This window comes from Thalassospira tepidiphila MCCC 1A03514, from assembly GCF_001662875.1.
In the GTDB taxonomy this organism is placed as follows: Bacteria; Pseudomonadota; Alphaproteobacteria; order Rhodospirillales; family Thalassospiraceae; genus Thalassospira; species Thalassospira tepidiphila.
The window spans coordinates 31,487-44,871 of record NZ_JPVZ01000012.1; the positions used below are offsets into that span (position 1 = coordinate 31,487).

A 13,385-nucleotide genomic window follows, 5' to 3' on the forward strand; every position below is an offset into this window, starting at 1 on the left:
CTGTCCAGTCAGGCGAAAGGAGTCCGGGGGATTTGCCGCAAGTTTTGCCCAATTCGGCGATTTCGGGCCGCTCCGTCTGGCCAAAGGCAGCCAAAATTCAGCCGGTTTTCAGCAATAATGTGAATCGATCCCGGTTCATTTCCTCGACAAACCCGGCGGCCTCAAATCCAAGGCCCAGCAACAATTTGCGCGATGCCGAGTTTTGCGGATGGGCAAAGGCGGTCAGACACGAAATCGATGTCCGGCCGCGTCCATAGTCAAGCGCCGCAGCCGCCAGTTCCCGGCCTAGCCCCTGCCCCCAGGCGTTCGGGGCCAGATAATAGCCAAGCTCAGGTCCCCAACCGGGATCAAACGGATCGGTATATAACCCGCCCCATCCAATGATGTCGCCAGACGTGCGCAGCCTTACGACCCATGGTGCAAATCCATCACGACGCCGGAACCATTCATGGACCAGTACGCGCTTGCGGCACGCCGCAAAGCTTTCATCACACTGGGTGAACCGCATCGCGTCACGATCACCAAGGAACGCATAAAGGTCGGGGATATCGGCCAATCTGGCCGCCGAAAGGTCGAGGCGGTCTGTGTGAAGAAGGTTTGTCTGAAGATGGGCCGTTCGTGGACTAGTCGTTTGCACTGTCCTGGATCGACTTGCCGAGTTTTTCCATATCGCGACCAAATCCTTCGGCGGTTTCGCAGGCACCAAGGGCAAGACCAAAGCCAATAACCATCAGGACGGCCAGAAGACGTTTTGTCATCGTTTCCATCTTTGCAGGATGCTCCATTCAAGTCCGGATAACAGGCATGTCGCCTGTCTTGTTGTTTATCGCGATATTTTGGCCTCGGGGCATCCGGCTTGCAACCGTTATCGCGCACAAGGGCCGTTTGCCGCACTAAACGCAGAAAAGGACGCCAAAATGGCGTCCTTTCTATAGGCATGTATGCTTCGTGCAGTTTTGCAACTGTCTGGTCATCAGACCGGCGGGCGACGGCCACGCAACGCGTTAACGACAAGCGATACGACAAACAGCACGAGGAAAACAAAGAACAAGATCTTTGCGATCCCGACGAATGTCCCTGCAAGGCCGCCAAAGCCAAGAACGGCGGCGATCAGTGCCAGAACCAAACAGAATATTGCCCAACCTAGCATGGGATTCTCCCACTATTGTTGCTTTAAGATAATGAATAACGATCCGTTACAGATCAGGAAGCGCCGTCCTGGATTGCTTCACCGGCATCTTCGACGTCTTCGCCAAAGCCTTCGGCAGTTTCACAGGCAGCAAGGCCAAGGCCCATACCCGAAATCATCAGAATCGCGAGAAACTTTTTCATTGTATTCGACATGTTCATTCTCCTGGTTGATCGTGTCAAAGCTCACAGGAAATCAAACGGCGACAACTCATAATTGTTCCCAGCATTGTTCTTCCCGGTCAAATTTTCCGTCATAAACAGTGCGACAATCCGTTGATTTTAAATGAACTTTCCTCAATCGTGATCATTTTGGGGCACGTCAAGTGAAGGAGATCACGGTGGACCTCCTTCACATCAATACCTGCGAAATCAGGATGCCTTTGCATCAAGCGCCAGATATTCACTGATTTCATCAATGATCTGGCGATGGATCAGGGCGCGGTCCGTACCAGGGGGATCGGTGCAGATCGGATCGCTACCTTCTTCTTTCAGGATTTCGGCGACGTTTGGCTGACATTCGTCAAGAAATGTCAGGTGATGTGCAGGCGCAAAATTCGCCGAAGATGCATTTTTGATCCGTGCAACAAGATTGCTGCCAGTCGGACCAAAATCGGCAGCCGCCCATTTTTCTTCTTCGCCAAGGCCAATGAAAAGCACAGGAGAAGTTACCGCTGCAAGGCTTTGCTCCGTCGCTGCGAACCCCATGCCCGGTTCAATCGCAATACTACGCACAATCCGGTCATCCCGGCTGGGAACGTCGAAATCATTGGGCATATGATCAAGATCGACGCCTCCTTTGCGCAAAAAGTCGCAATCCTGTGCGGCATCGCCAAATCGGTCGCAATATTGCGCAAAAAGCGTTTGATCAAACCTTACCCCGATAAGGTTTAGGATCGTCGTTCCGCCCAAAGAGAAGCCAATCGCAGAGATATTTTGGCGATCAATGTAAGGAGCAAAGGACGGATTTGACAGAACCTGATCAAGGGTCGCCCGAATATCTGCCGCCCGCTCGCCAATAAATGGTGTCCGGCGGGGTGAAGAATCCCCTGATGTCGTGCCGGGATGGTTTAGCGCAACAACAATTGCCCCGCGCAGGGCCAGTTGCGAAGACAACCAGCCAAGTCCATCCATATTACCGCCCGAACCATGCGACAGAAGAACAAGCGGGTGCTTACCCGGTGCAATTGCCGCACCGATATAGGCGATTGTTCCCTTCCAGATGATATTGTTGCCGACAGGTGCCTTGTAAATCACGGTATCTGCGGGATACCAGACTGAGGCCGCGATTGGCATGGAACGATGGGCAGCACGCACATCAAAACGATCATACCCGGCATAATCGGTTTGCTGTTCCGCCAGCACAGGCGATGTTTTCAGGCCTGCGAACAGACACAGGGCAAAGGCGAGATATATCGGTTTCATCACAAGGATCCTTGTCCTAAGTTGGAGTACAGAAGAAGTTCTGCCCAAAACAGGATGGCCTTGCGTCCTCGAACGGGTTTGTGGACGTCTCAAAACCGGTTTTGATACCCCTTAGGCGGAAAATTGCGATCAGATGCTTGTTCTACCTGTTCCGATGATTGTGGCGCTGGTTTTAGGGTTCTTGTTTGTCCGCGCCCTTGTCGGCCAGAAAACGCCCAAGATGCTGATGGCGCTTCTGCTGGCGGCTGCCGCGCAAAGTTTTTTGGTCGGGCTTGTTCAATATTACGGCATCGACGGGCTGAGATGGCTTCAGCCGATCACGGCTTCTGCCATTCCGGTCATGGCGTGGATGGCATTTGTCGAAGCAAGCCTTCGCGCCCGTTTACAACGCGGGGATCTGCTGCATTTTTCGATGCCCGCACTTGTCGCGTTCTGTGTCTTCTTTTTGCCTGTCGTGATTGATGCTGTCTTGTGCAGCCTGTTTGTCGGATATGGATCGGCAATTTTGGTGATGCTTCGTCGCCAACGGGGTGATTTTGCACATATGCGTCTGACATCGGGACAGATCCCCACACTGGTCTGGCGCTTTATCGCCATTGCACTGATCATATCAGCCATCAGCGACCTTCTGATATTGCTGGCCAAGATTGACGGGAACGACGAGATTGCCGGTGTGGTTCTCAGCGTCACCTCGTCAATCGCGCTACTGACAATTGGCTTTCTCAGCCTGTCGCCAGACATTGCGATTGATGTCGCATTGAAGGACCCGGTCGATGATAGCCAGGCCGTATTGAGTTCTGAGCAATGTCAGGCCATCATGAACGAACTCAACGCGTTACAGACACAGGAACGGTTGTATCTTGATCCGGATCTGACCCTTGCCCGAATTTCCCGACGCATGGGACGCCCCCTAAAACAGATTTCAATGGCGATCAACACCACGACCGGTGAAAACGTGTCGCGCTATATCAATAAATACCGGATTGACCATGCCTGCCGCATGCTTGACGCGGGGGAAAATGTGACCAACACGATGCTTGAAAGCGGCTTTAACACCAAGTCCAACTTCAATCGTGAATTCCTGCGGATTACAGGCAAGACGCCAAGCCAATGGCAGCAGAAAACCATTATTTCACGCGAAATTTGACAACGCATTCGCCCCAAGCATCATGCCCGGATCATTCCAAAACCGGGCGCATGAAGCTGCGCTCATAGGAAATGATGCTACGATTACGTACTTCCATTTCAAACACTTCCTGACATTCGGGATCATCGGCCATGCGTTTGCGGTAATCCTCATAGTCGGCAAGGCTTGGAAAGCTAAACAGCGCATAAGCAACATTGCTGGCCCCTTCATGAGGCAAGAAATAGCCATGATGGGTTCCGCCCATGCGAGTGACGATGGGGATCCAGCGTTTGGCATAGGTCTCGAATTCAGGGACCTTGTAGCTGTCGAGGATGTATTTCACATAACAAGTAACCACGGCTTTATCTCCGCCATAGGGTATTGCAGCAAAAAGGGCGGGATACATTTGTACCCCACCCTTTGAAATTATGTCGCCAGATTGATCAGATCAATCGTCGTTGACCGGTTCGTCTTCGCTCATATTGGTCATGGCTTCGGCGATCAGACCGGCACTCTCGCGAATGCTGTTTTCGATCTCCTTGGTCATTTCCGGATTTTCACGCAGGAAGCTCTTGGCGTTCTCGCGGCCCTGACCGATACGGGTCGAGTTATAGGAGAACCAGGAACCAGATTTCTCGACGATGCCGGCCTTGACGCCAAGATCAAGGATTTCACCCATCTTGGAAATGCCTTCACCATACATGATGTCGAATTCGACCTGCTTGAACGGCGGGGCCATCTTGTTTTTGACGACCTTGACACGCGTCTGGTTACCAACGACTTCATCACGGTCCTTGATCTGACCGATACGGCGGATATCAAGGCGGACAGAGGCATAGAATTTAAGCGCGTTACCACCGGTGGTGGTTTCCGGGCTGCCAAACATCACGCCGATCTTCATACGGATCTGGTTGATGAAGATGACCATGCAGTTCGAACGCGAGACCGAACTGGTCAGTTTACGCAGTGCCTGGCTCATCAGGCGGGCCTGCAGACCAACGTGCGTATCGCCCATCTCACCTTCAAGTTCGGCGCGCGGGACAAGGGCAGCAACCGAATCGACGACCAGAACATCAATCGCGCCAGAACGCACCAGCGTGTCGGCGATTTCAAGAGCCTGTTCACCGGCATCAGGCTGGGAAATCAGGAGTTCGTCGGTATTCACACCCAGCTTGCGGGCATATCCCGGGTCAAGCGCGTGTTCGGCATCGACAAACGCACAGGTCCCGCCAAGCTTCTGGGCTTCGGCAACCGTGTGCAACGCCAGCGTGGTTTTACCCGAACTTTCCGGACCATAGATTTCGACGATACGGCCACGCGGCAGACCGCCAATGCCCAGTCCGATATCAAGACCGAGCGAACCGGTTGAAATGGCTGAGATATCAACGGCGCTTTCCCGCTGACCCAGCTTCATAATCGAACCTTTGCCAAATGCCCGTTCGATCTGCCCAAGGGCGGCTTCGAGTGCCTTCTGCTTATCCATAGTATCCTTATCCACCAAATGCAGCGCGGTCTGAATCATTGCTCGAACTCTCTTATTCCACAGGGCCGGGTTGGATGCAACGCAGGCGGTTCCCCGGACCTATAATGCGGAACGCCACCGCTAGACTGTTTTGCCTGTAGCCGCAGCCTGCCACTGCGTTCTTATCGACAAAACAACTGAGAACATAATGCGAACATTCTCACAAAAATTCAGATGTTGCAAGTTTGTTCTCATTGCGTCGAGCAGAACTTTCAGAGAACAGACCCATCAATCGCCCGCCCGACAACAGCGGGACGTGCGGTCAGTGACGGTTTGGCAATGCGATCAGGTGGTGATTTTAAGATGTTCGTGCTTGTGCGCATGTCCGTGATGATCATCGCCATGATGATGGCTTTCGACATGCAATTCGCCCGGCACGGTATAAAGCTGCCCGTGGCGCACGCCCGGCTGAGCCAGCACCTTGTCGGCAAAGGCACGGATTTCCGAAAGCCGCCCGCGCAATGTCACGCTTTCAAGGCAGGTATCATGATCGATATGGAAGTGAACCGTGGAAACCGTCAGATTGTGATGTTCGTGCTGGGTACTCATCAGGCGTGATGCCAGCATGCGTTCTTCGTGATCATAGACATAGTTCAGAACCGCAATCCCGACCCCGTCGGCATTGTCTTCAAGCTTGGTATTCTGAAGCTTTTCACGGATCAGATCGCGAAAACCCTCGGACCGGTTGGTATAGCCGCGGTGATCAAGAAACGCGTCAAACGCCTCCATCAGATCGTCTTCAATCGATACGGTCACGCGGGTCATTTTGACTACCTCTCACAATCAACGGCTTGACGAGTATGATCTTTTTTGAAAAGTTCACACCCGCACATGGTTCTTCCATAAAAACAATTTCCCAAAGGAACGCAAATGTTTCAACCAAAGTTCGCAGCAAGCATGGTGATTGGTGCCGCAACGCTTTTGATCGGCCTGTCGGCAAACGCCCATGAATTCATCGCAAGCCAATCGCCTGCAACGGCGAAGCCGGGCGAGAATGCGACACTTATCCTTGATTCGACCCATCAGTTTGGCCTTCCGGAAGAAGCAGAAGGCGTAAATGATGTGCGCGCCGCACTGATCACCGCTGGTGGCACGAACGACATTGCGATTTCCCAAAATGATGACGCGCCCAACCTTATCGGTACGTTTGAAGTGCCCGATACCGCGGCCTGGATTTCCGGCCATCGTCTGGGTGTTGTCTGGTCCCAGACCCCCGATGGCTGGCAGGCTGGCGGTGCCGACGAGCATCCCGATGCCATCGCATCGACCCGCTATGAAAAGTTTGCCAAGCTTCTGGTGGGTACCGAAGGTGCTGCCGATTTTGTTACCAAACCGCTTGGTGATGCGCTTGAAATCGTGCCGCTCAGCGATCCGCGTGACACCAAGGTCGGCGAGGATGCCGAATTCCAGATCCTTTTGAACGGCCACCCGTTGACGACCTCGGTTCTGGCAACCTATGCCGGATTTACCGAAACGCCGTCCTCCTGGGCCTATGCGACCGAGACACTGAGCACCGAGGCCGGCAGTGGCATTGCCAAGATCCGGGTTTCGGCCCCCGGTTTGTGGATTGTGCGTGTCGCGGCCGATATGCCCGATGCCGAGGAAGGCGTTGGCAACCACAACATCCGCGCGACGCTATCATTCGCCGTAGATAAATGATGATGGCACGGACCGGCTTTTATCGCCTTTTGGTTCTGATGGCCCTGCTGATTGCGGGGCCATTGGCCGTCCCTGCCCCCGCCCATGCCCATGGCGCTGGCTGGCAGATCGAAGACAGTGCCGATACAAAGACCTATGGTTTCCGATATACCGACGGATCCCCGATGGCCTTTGCCGAGGTTGTTGTCACAACCAAGGACGGCAAGGTCTGGCAAAAGGCGCGCACGGACCGGATCGGTCAGTTTTCGCTTGGGCTTGGCGGCACATCGCCACAAGATGCGCCAAGTGAACTCCACATCAAGGTGGCCGATGGCATGGGGCATGTTGTGCAATTGACCTATCAGCCGACGGACACCGCCAACGCCACAGTCACACCGGGGGGCGAACAGACAGCTGCTGCGTCATCGGCAACGGCCATACAAGGCACCCCCGCGCTGTTTGATTTGCCGATTTGGGCGAGCATCCTGTTTGGCTGCAGCATCCTCGCAAACCTGTTTGGCGGGCTTATGCTTTGGCAGCGTCGCCAGATGGCTCGGAAACAGTCGAACTGATCAGGGCATGAACAGCAAGGTCACCCCGCCAAAGGCAAGGCAGGTTCCGATTACCGCCTGAATGCCAACCGGCTTGCGCAGGATCAGGCCTTCATAAACGATCAGAATAACCGGCGGCAGCGCCATCAGGGTTGAGGCAATCCCGACATTAGCGTTTTGAACCGCCAGCATTGACAGCCACACACCGATTGCGGGGCCGATAAGCGCGCCCAGCAACAGCCATTTGCCAACATCCGGCGCGATACAGGCCGTAATAGTCCGCCGTACCCGGCCAAGAATGATCGCCAATCCCCACATGGCAATCACCGCAACCAGCGTTCTGATCCAGGTGGCGGAAAGTGCTGAATAGCCATCAATAAGGGCATATTTCGCCGTGATCAGATTGGCGACCTGACCGACCGCGCCGCCAAAACCAAACAGAATGCCGATGGCGTAATTGCGGCCCTCAAGCCCGATCGGGCGGCCCTTTTTGCCAAGAATGACAATCAAAACCCCGCCCACCCCACAGGCGATCCCGGTGATTTCAATCGGACGCAGCGTTTCATCAAACAGGACCCAGGCCAGAACCGCGCCCATGATCGGAACAGTCGACATCAACAACATCGAAAGCCGCGCACCGATCAGAACAAAAGCCTGAAACAGCATGGCATCACCAATCACCAGCCCCAATACCGATGAAAGTGACAACCAGCCAAGCTGTTCCCACGTGATGGCATTCGGCCATGGCTGGCCTTGAAGGATCCAATGCAAAATGGTCAGACAAAAAATCGAACAGGCCAGACGCCCGCGATTAACCGTCTGCGCCCCTGCCTTTCCGCCGATATTGGAAAAGATCATGCTGGAACTCGCCCAACAGAGCGCAGCAGTAAAGGCAGCAGCTTCGCCAAAAAGGGAAATCATGGGGCGCGTTTCCGAAAGGGTTTGTCTGTCTGGCTTCAACACCAGTTATTGAGTGCGGGCCTTGGTAGCGCATACCTGCCTCCGTCATACAGCGGAGTTTTACGTCATTTGCAATGGCTTTTATTACCTTACAAAGACACAAGCGCCCTTAAGCACGCACGTTTTCCGTCCACAAAATGGCAGACGGACAGATCAGATTATTGTCTCAAGAACACAACGCAGGCGGGACACATTTGATCTTCATTGATCGTAGGCATTAAGAGTCTGAAAATCAGATTGAGTCAGCACACGGGTGATCTCTGGCAGATATTTTTCGTTCTTCTTCGAAAGCCAAAGATAGGCGTGCCCCTGCCTGACCACCGTTTTCGTCGCAGACGCCAATTGCGCTTCATACTGTTTCAGATTGTTACTTTCGATCAGAAACGCATCAAGACGACGCCTTAAAAACATATCAACGACAATGTCGTATGATGGCAAAAATATCCGGTTGATATGCCCGCCAGCAGCCTCCGAGGACCATTTGGTGCCACGCCGAAGGCCCAATGTCACGGCACCAAGATCATCAACGGATTGAATCGCAGGGTCAGAGGTTACCAACACCCCCTTACCAGAGATAAGCGGGACCGGAACCATCACTGCCTTGGCGCCAACATAAGGCGCGAACTCCGGCAACCTTGGAAAATCACCATCAATCTCATCACTCAGAAGCAGCGCCTCTGAACGACTTGCAGGCATATATTGCACTGAAAGGCAGGGGTTATGACCGGCAAAGATGTGTTCGAGCTTTTCACCGACTTCTCTGCCGATGGCGTCTTCAAGACCAGCCAGTTGCAAACACGGTTGTGCTCTTACTGAAATTGGCTGCCACATGACTATCATAAGAGCAATCAATACACTGGCAGTACCGAACAACCGCATACAGCGGACTCCAAGCCTGATCTGGTTACATTAGAAAAGATTATATAACTTCAACCTATCAGTTCAGCTCACGAGATTCACGATTTTGTTTCGGTTTCCATTTCCGGCTCAAGTGCCGCCCGAAAAAGGTATGTTCCCCGATCGAATTGCGGCAACAGGGCCTCGTATTCCTTGCGCAGCCAGCTATAGGTCGTAAGCGTTTCCAGTTCGATGGTGCGATAGCCTTCCGGCACGCCTTCGGTCTGATTAAGCGAGAAGTCGTCAATAAGCAGACCATCCAGCCGCCCATGACGGAGCATGCGCAACATCATCCCGGCACCCCCGGGTACGGTGACGATATCGGCAAGACCGACCAGTTCCTGTTTGCCGTGGTCATCGCCCAGCCAAACGCCGATTTCCTTGTTTTTAAGATCACTGAGTGATTTCACGGTGTCGTCAGCCGTGATCAAAAGGCTTTTGGGACGTCCAACAACCACCGCCCCAGAAACAAGCGGCACACCTGCCGATTGTCGAATAGTTTCGCCGCTGGCAAAGACACCATCGATTTCGCCGCGTTTAAGCGAAACAGCGGTGCGTTTGTTTGGCAACCAGACGGGCTGCACACATAACCCGGCCTCTGCCATCGCGGCACGGTACCGCTCGGCAGAGCGAACATGATCGGCCATTTCCGGCAAGGCAATCTTGAGACAGACTTCTTCGTCTGCCTTTGCCGAGGGCAGCAATTCAAATGACAGGAAAAGTGCTGCCAGAAAAATGACAGCTAACATACACGACCGAACGATCGCATTGGGCTTGCGAAGCGCCATAGTATCACCCCCAAGGCAACATCTTCCCGGTGATAGCGGGAAATGTTGCGAGCCTACCTGATCTGCCCGCCGTCATTGTTTGCGGTCGGGTCATTTTCATTGTTCTTTGGTTTCGGCTTTTGCCGTTAGGGAAAACTATAAGTGTAATCCAAAAGCGCGTGCAAGCACCTGTTCGCCAACCGTCTAACGCAAACGTATAGGTCGCAGTGCAACATTATGCGCCAGAATCAAAGCCAAGCTGGTTGGGCGCCAAAGCCAATTTGACCGCGCAGTGCAGCACTCAGCAGCACTCAGCCGCAAAGGCGGGAATGCCTTTGGCCCAAAGTGTGATGCGGCTCAGGAGGGATCCTTGCGGAAGGCCGCTATCTTTTCCCGGAAGCGGACGGTGCCATTATCAAATTTCGCCATCTGTTCGGCATGTTCGGCCCGAAGGAAGCTATAGACGGCGAGATTGGCAACAGGGATCGCAACAAACCCTTCGGGCGCACCACCCTGGCTGCGCAATGAATAGTCATTGAGCAAAATGCCATCCAGACGCCCTTTCACAAGCATCTCCATCATTAACTCCGGTCCACCGGCGATGGGCACAACATGTTCATAGTGTTCAAGAAGCTTTTCTGACCAGCCTGTTCCCAACCAGACACCGATCTGCTCGGACGTAAGCTCTGACAGGGTTTTGGGCCCATCCTTTTTAACGACAAACATGCCATCGGGTTTTCCCAAAATGACACTGCCGCGGATCACAGGCGTTTCAGTCGTCTTCCCATATGTTTCAAGCATGGCAAAGACGCCATCAATCTGTTTATGGCGCATTGCCATGAACGTTCGCGCATGGGGCATCAAAACAGGTTCGACACAAAGACCGGCATCATTCATTGCCGCCTGATAAATATCGTGTCCGGTATCGCCAATTGTGGCTTCGGGGATGGCAATGCGCAGGCATGGTTGCTTTGCCTTTGCGCCGGGCAGCATGGCAAAGGAAACCAAAAGCGCCGCCAAACAGAACAGTGTCAGGGCACAGTTCCGCAAGAACGTGTGCAATTGAAAGCTCGCCATTTTCAGTCTCCCACGGCACCAACTGTTTGTTGAGTAACCGAATCCCGGGAAGTTCAGCTTGCACCTGGTTGGCAAGTTCTGTCGTTCCAGATTTTTTAATCCGTTGATTGAAAAGATATATTCAAACCCGCTGATTGCCTAGCGGCGAGTTATCAGCCTTAAGCGGTTTCAATTCGGAGGATCCGCTTTGTCGCAACAGGATATCGTAATACCAAGTTTTGCCAGAAAGGCGCGCGTGGCGCGGTCAAACTGCGGTTTGATATCGGCAAACTCGGCTTTTAGCCAGCTATGCACATCAAAATGGTCAACCTCGACCGCCTTGTATCCTTCGGGTACACCGCCCGCAAGACCAAGCGAATAGGCATCAGCCAACATGGCATCAATGCGCCCTTCGGCCAGCATTTCCTTTAACATCGCCGTACCGCGCGGTACCCTGATCACGTTTGCGTATTGCTCAACAAGCTTGGTGCACCAGGTCGCGCCAAGCGGCACGCCAAGGACCTCCGTAGTGAGATCTGCAATACCATTGACGGGACCGTCGCGCACAACAAGATATCCAGCCAATCGACCAAGCAGCACATCACCGGAAATCAATGGCACAGTAACAAGTTCCGGCAGATCTTCACGCGATGCAAAAACCCCTTCAAGTTGCCCGGAATTCAGTGCTGCCACAGCACGTGTTTGCGGCATGGCTTCGGGATGAACGCACAGGCCAACGTCTGCCATCGCCTTGCGATAGAGCTCGATTTTTTGCTGATCCACGTAGATTTCCGGCATCGCAATACGAATACATTTCTCATCTGCACTGGCAGCGGGCAAAAGCCGGAAAGAAAGCAATAGGGCAATGAAACATATCACTGCAAAAACACAGTTTCGGGCAAACCTGTGGCTTGAATAGCAGGCCATAAATACTCCCAAGAGGCGTTGGTCTATTTTCTTTTTTGTTCGCCGAGGTTCCGCAATTTCGGAATGCTCTGGAACTTGTTTGTTCTGGCGTTTGCACCGCAACAGACCAAACGATACGTCTTATTGTATGATGTGACCAGCGCCGAATGCGCATATCCTTCATCGCATCAATACATCTTGTCCCGAGTGCGACATGCTGCAACCCCCGATGTTTTGGAATTACAAGTATTCCGCGCTTGACCGATGAAAAAATGGCGCGCACCATCTGCGCGCGGCTGGCCCGGAAATCGGGAAAGCAGCGCCACCAAGCCACCAAAGTTTTCAACCGTGCCGCCCTGCATCCCGAATGGATGCACGACGCCCCATCTTCCGGACACCCTCGATGAAACCAGGGGATATCGCCCGCTACCTGTTCCTTGCCATCGTGTGGGGACTTTCATTCCTCGTTGTTGTTAAAATTGTCGAGGCCTTTGGCTGGGTCGGTGCCGTCACCTTCCGCGCCCTGATTGCTGCCGGATCGCTTTACCTTCTTGCCCGGTTGTTTCGCCGCAAACTTGATTTTTCTGCTGGTTGGCGTCCCTTTGCCATTGTCGGCGCCACCACGGTTGCCGGGCAACTGATCGGCCTTTCCTATGCTGCACCGCGGATCGGGACTGCGATGGCCGCCATTTTTGTCGCAGCCATTCCATTGTTTTCCATGATCATCAGCCAGCTCTGGGGCCTTGAACGCACCACAAGACAGGGCTTTGCCGGCTTGGTACTTGGCATCAGTGGCATTGTGTTGCTGGTCGGGTTCCCCGCCGTCCCGGTCACGTTCGAATTTGCCCTCGGCTGTGTGGCATCAATCCTTGCCGCCCTGTGTGCGGCTTTTGGCAGCAACTATGCCAGCCGCCATCTGCGCAACAGTGGCAACTGGGAAACCACCATCGGGGCGTTTCTGTTTGGTGGATTGATGACCTTGCCACTGATCTTTGCCGTGCCGCTGGAACGCATACCGGTTGCCATGGATTACCTGTATCTGATCATTGCCGCAGTTTTGATGAGTGTGTGCACCTATATCGCCTATTTCCGACTGGTCGCCTCCATCGGGCCGACGCGCGCGATCAGTGTTGAATTTCTGGTCACCGTGATTGCCGTCTTTATCGGGGCGACCGTTCTGGGTGAAAAACTTTCTGCCATGCAGTTCATTGGCGGGATCACAATCATGCTGGGCTGCGCGTTGGTGCTGAACCTTGTGCCTGCGTGGATGCGTCCGCGTCCGAGCGTCCCTGAAACCCCGTAAGCCACGCGCACCACATCTGCCAAGGAACAAGCAGGCCTGTGAGAAG

Annotated in this window: 17 protein-coding genes; 4 read left to right on the top strand and 13 right to left on the bottom strand. The window is 53.6% G+C overall.

The annotated features are described in order from the left end of the window. Positions 1 to 97 precede the first annotated feature (97 nt). The 5 genes from TH4_RS18640 to TH4_RS18660 all read right to left on the bottom strand — a co-directional run bounded on the left by TH4_RS18640 (position 98) and on the right by TH4_RS18660 (position 2,613). Entirely contained in the window at positions 98 to 637 is a 540-nt protein-coding gene (locus TH4_RS18640) for a GNAT family N-acetyltransferase (protein WP_064782330.1), read from the bottom strand. Beyond that, complete coding sequence (locus TH4_RS18645) at positions 624 to 767, bottom strand: entericidin A/B family lipoprotein (RefSeq protein ID WP_008890358.1); 144 nt, start codon at positions 765 to 767, stop codon at positions 624 to 626. The genes TH4_RS18640 and TH4_RS18645 overlap by 14 nt, the downstream gene beginning before the upstream one ends. Before the next feature lie 206 nt (positions 768 to 973). Beyond that, positions 974 to 1,150 (bottom strand): DUF1328 domain-containing protein, encoded by a 177-nt coding sequence (locus TH4_RS18650; protein ID WP_008890359.1) that lies wholly within the window; start codon positions 1,148 to 1,150, stop codon positions 974 to 976. Positions 1,151 to 1,203: 53 nt separating this feature from the next. Further along, a complete protein-coding gene (locus TH4_RS18655; RefSeq protein WP_008890360.1) occupies positions 1,204 to 1,344 on the bottom strand; it encodes an entericidin A/B family lipoprotein in 141 nt (46 codons plus the stop codon). Between the two features lie 216 nt (positions 1,345 to 1,560). Further along, on the bottom strand, positions 1,561 to 2,613 hold the full coding sequence (locus tag TH4_RS18660; RefSeq protein ID WP_064782331.1) for an alpha/beta hydrolase family protein: 1,053 nt from the start codon (positions 2,611 to 2,613) through the stop codon (positions 1,561 to 1,563). A gap of 133 nt (positions 2,614 to 2,746) precedes the next feature. On the opposite strand from TH4_RS18660, the gene TH4_RS18665 reads away from it, so the two are divergent. Next, positions 2,747 to 3,760, top strand: a complete 1,014-nt coding sequence (locus tag TH4_RS18665) for a helix-turn-helix domain-containing protein (RefSeq protein ID WP_064782332.1) — start codon at positions 2,747 to 2,749, stop codon at positions 3,758 to 3,760. A gap of 31 nt (positions 3,761 to 3,791) precedes the next feature. Here TH4_RS18665 and TH4_RS18670 read toward each other — a convergent pair whose 3' ends face one another. From TH4_RS18670 to nikR, 3 genes are all read right to left on the bottom strand, one after another. Then, positions 3,792 to 4,097, bottom strand: coding sequence for an NIPSNAP family protein (locus TH4_RS18670; protein ID WP_008890363.1), 306 nt, complete (start codon positions 4,095 to 4,097; stop codon positions 3,792 to 3,794). 90 nt (positions 4,098 to 4,187) lie between these two features. Further along, positions 4,188 to 5,261 (bottom strand): recombinase RecA, encoded by a 1,074-nt coding sequence (gene recA, locus TH4_RS18675; protein WP_040823385.1) that lies wholly within the window; start codon positions 5,259 to 5,261, stop codon positions 4,188 to 4,190. Between the two features lie 285 nt (positions 5,262 to 5,546). Further along, on the bottom strand, positions 5,547 to 6,026 hold the full coding sequence (nikR, locus tag TH4_RS18680; protein WP_008890365.1) for a nickel-responsive transcriptional regulator NikR: 480 nt from the start codon (positions 6,024 to 6,026) through the stop codon (positions 5,547 to 5,549). A 105-nt stretch (positions 6,027 to 6,131) separates the two neighbouring features. Between nikR and TH4_RS18685 the strand changes: the two genes are divergently transcribed. Together TH4_RS18685 and TH4_RS18690 are read left to right on the top strand one after the other, a co-directional pair. Next, positions 6,132 to 6,920 (top strand): DUF4198 domain-containing protein, encoded by a 789-nt coding sequence (locus TH4_RS18685; RefSeq protein ID WP_064782333.1) that lies wholly within the window; start codon positions 6,132 to 6,134, stop codon positions 6,918 to 6,920. A gap of 2 nt (positions 6,921 to 6,922) precedes the next feature. Further along, a complete protein-coding gene (locus tag TH4_RS18690) occupies positions 6,923 to 7,471 on the top strand; it encodes a hypothetical protein (protein ID WP_209437395.1) in 549 nt (182 codons plus the stop codon). On the opposite strand, the gene TH4_RS18695 is transcribed toward TH4_RS18690, so the two are convergent. The 5 genes from TH4_RS18695 to TH4_RS18715 all read right to left on the bottom strand — a co-directional run bounded on the left by TH4_RS18695 (position 7,472) and on the right by TH4_RS18715 (position 11,913). Beyond that, the gene (locus TH4_RS18695) at positions 7,472 to 8,371 is read right to left on the bottom strand and encodes a DMT family transporter (RefSeq protein WP_064782335.1); all 900 of its coding nucleotides are present in this window, start codon (positions 8,369 to 8,371) and stop codon (positions 7,472 to 7,474) included. A gap of 240 nt (positions 8,372 to 8,611) precedes the next feature. Then, positions 8,612 to 9,289 carry a hypothetical protein gene (locus TH4_RS18700; RefSeq protein ID WP_157097805.1) on the bottom strand — a complete coding sequence of 226 codons (678 nt, stop codon included), beginning with the start codon at positions 9,287 to 9,289 and terminating at the stop codon, positions 8,612 to 8,614. Between the two features lie 77 nt (positions 9,290 to 9,366). After that, positions 9,367 to 10,095 carry a substrate-binding periplasmic protein gene (locus tag TH4_RS18705; protein WP_064782337.1) on the bottom strand — a complete coding sequence of 243 codons (729 nt, stop codon included), beginning with the start codon at positions 10,093 to 10,095 and terminating at the stop codon, positions 9,367 to 9,369. A gap of 336 nt (positions 10,096 to 10,431) precedes the next feature. Further along, entirely contained in the window at positions 10,432 to 11,151 is a 720-nt protein-coding gene (locus tag TH4_RS18710; RefSeq protein WP_064782338.1) for a substrate-binding periplasmic protein, read from the bottom strand. A 168-nt stretch (positions 11,152 to 11,319) separates the two neighbouring features. Continuing rightward, positions 11,320 to 11,913 (bottom strand): type 2 periplasmic-binding domain-containing protein, encoded by a 594-nt coding sequence (locus TH4_RS18715; protein ID WP_157097806.1) that lies wholly within the window; start codon positions 11,911 to 11,913, stop codon positions 11,320 to 11,322. A gap of 526 nt (positions 11,914 to 12,439) precedes the next feature. On the opposite strand from TH4_RS18715, the gene TH4_RS18720 reads away from it, so the two are divergent. Beyond that, positions 12,440 to 13,339 (top strand): DMT family transporter, encoded by a 900-nt coding sequence (locus tag TH4_RS18720; RefSeq protein WP_064782340.1) that lies wholly within the window; start codon positions 12,440 to 12,442, stop codon positions 13,337 to 13,339. The last annotated feature ends 46 nt before the right edge of the window (positions 13,340 to 13,385 follow it).

Coding starts and splice junctions, on each gene's coding strand:
- TH4_RS18690 (WP_209437395.1), top strand. CDS start 6,923: ATGGCACGGACCGGCTTTTATCGCCTTTTGGTTCTGATGGCCCTGCTG.
- TH4_RS18695 (WP_064782335.1), bottom strand. CDS start 8,371: ATGATTTCCCTTTTTGGCGAAGCTGCTGCCTTTACTGCTGCGCTCTGT.
- TH4_RS18685 (WP_064782333.1), top strand. CDS start 6,132: ATGTTTCAACCAAAGTTCGCAGCAAGCATGGTGATTGGTGCCGCAACG.
- TH4_RS18655 (WP_008890360.1), bottom strand. CDS start 1,344: ATGTCGAATACAATGAAAAAGTTTCTCGCGATTCTGATGATTTCGGGT.
- TH4_RS18650 (WP_008890359.1), bottom strand. CDS start 1,150: ATGCTAGGTTGGGCAATATTCTGTTTGGTTCTGGCACTGATCGCCGCC.
- nikR (WP_008890365.1), bottom strand. CDS start 6,026: ATGACCCGCGTGACCGTATCGATTGAAGACGATCTGATGGAGGCGTTT.
- TH4_RS18705 (WP_064782337.1), bottom strand. CDS start 10,095: ATGGCGCTTCGCAAGCCCAATGCGATCGTTCGGTCGTGTATGTTAGCT.
- TH4_RS18660 (WP_064782331.1), bottom strand. CDS start 2,613: ATGAAACCGATATATCTCGCCTTTGCCCTGTGTCTGTTCGCAGGCCTG.
- TH4_RS18645 (WP_008890358.1), bottom strand. CDS start 767: ATGGAAACGATGACAAAACGTCTTCTGGCCGTCCTGATGGTTATTGGC.
- TH4_RS18720 (WP_064782340.1), top strand. CDS start 12,440: ATGAAACCAGGGGATATCGCCCGCTACCTGTTCCTTGCCATCGTGTGG.
- recA (WP_040823385.1), bottom strand. CDS start 5,261: ATGATTCAGACCGCGCTGCATTTGGTGGATAAGGATACTATGGATAAG.
- TH4_RS18665 (WP_064782332.1), top strand. CDS start 2,747: ATGCTTGTTCTACCTGTTCCGATGATTGTGGCGCTGGTTTTAGGGTTC.
- TH4_RS18710 (WP_064782338.1), bottom strand. CDS start 11,151: ATGGCGAGCTTTCAATTGCACACGTTCTTGCGGAACTGTGCCCTGACA.
- TH4_RS18700 (WP_157097805.1), bottom strand. CDS start 9,289: ATGCGGTTGTTCGGTACTGCCAGTGTATTGATTGCTCTTATGATAGTC.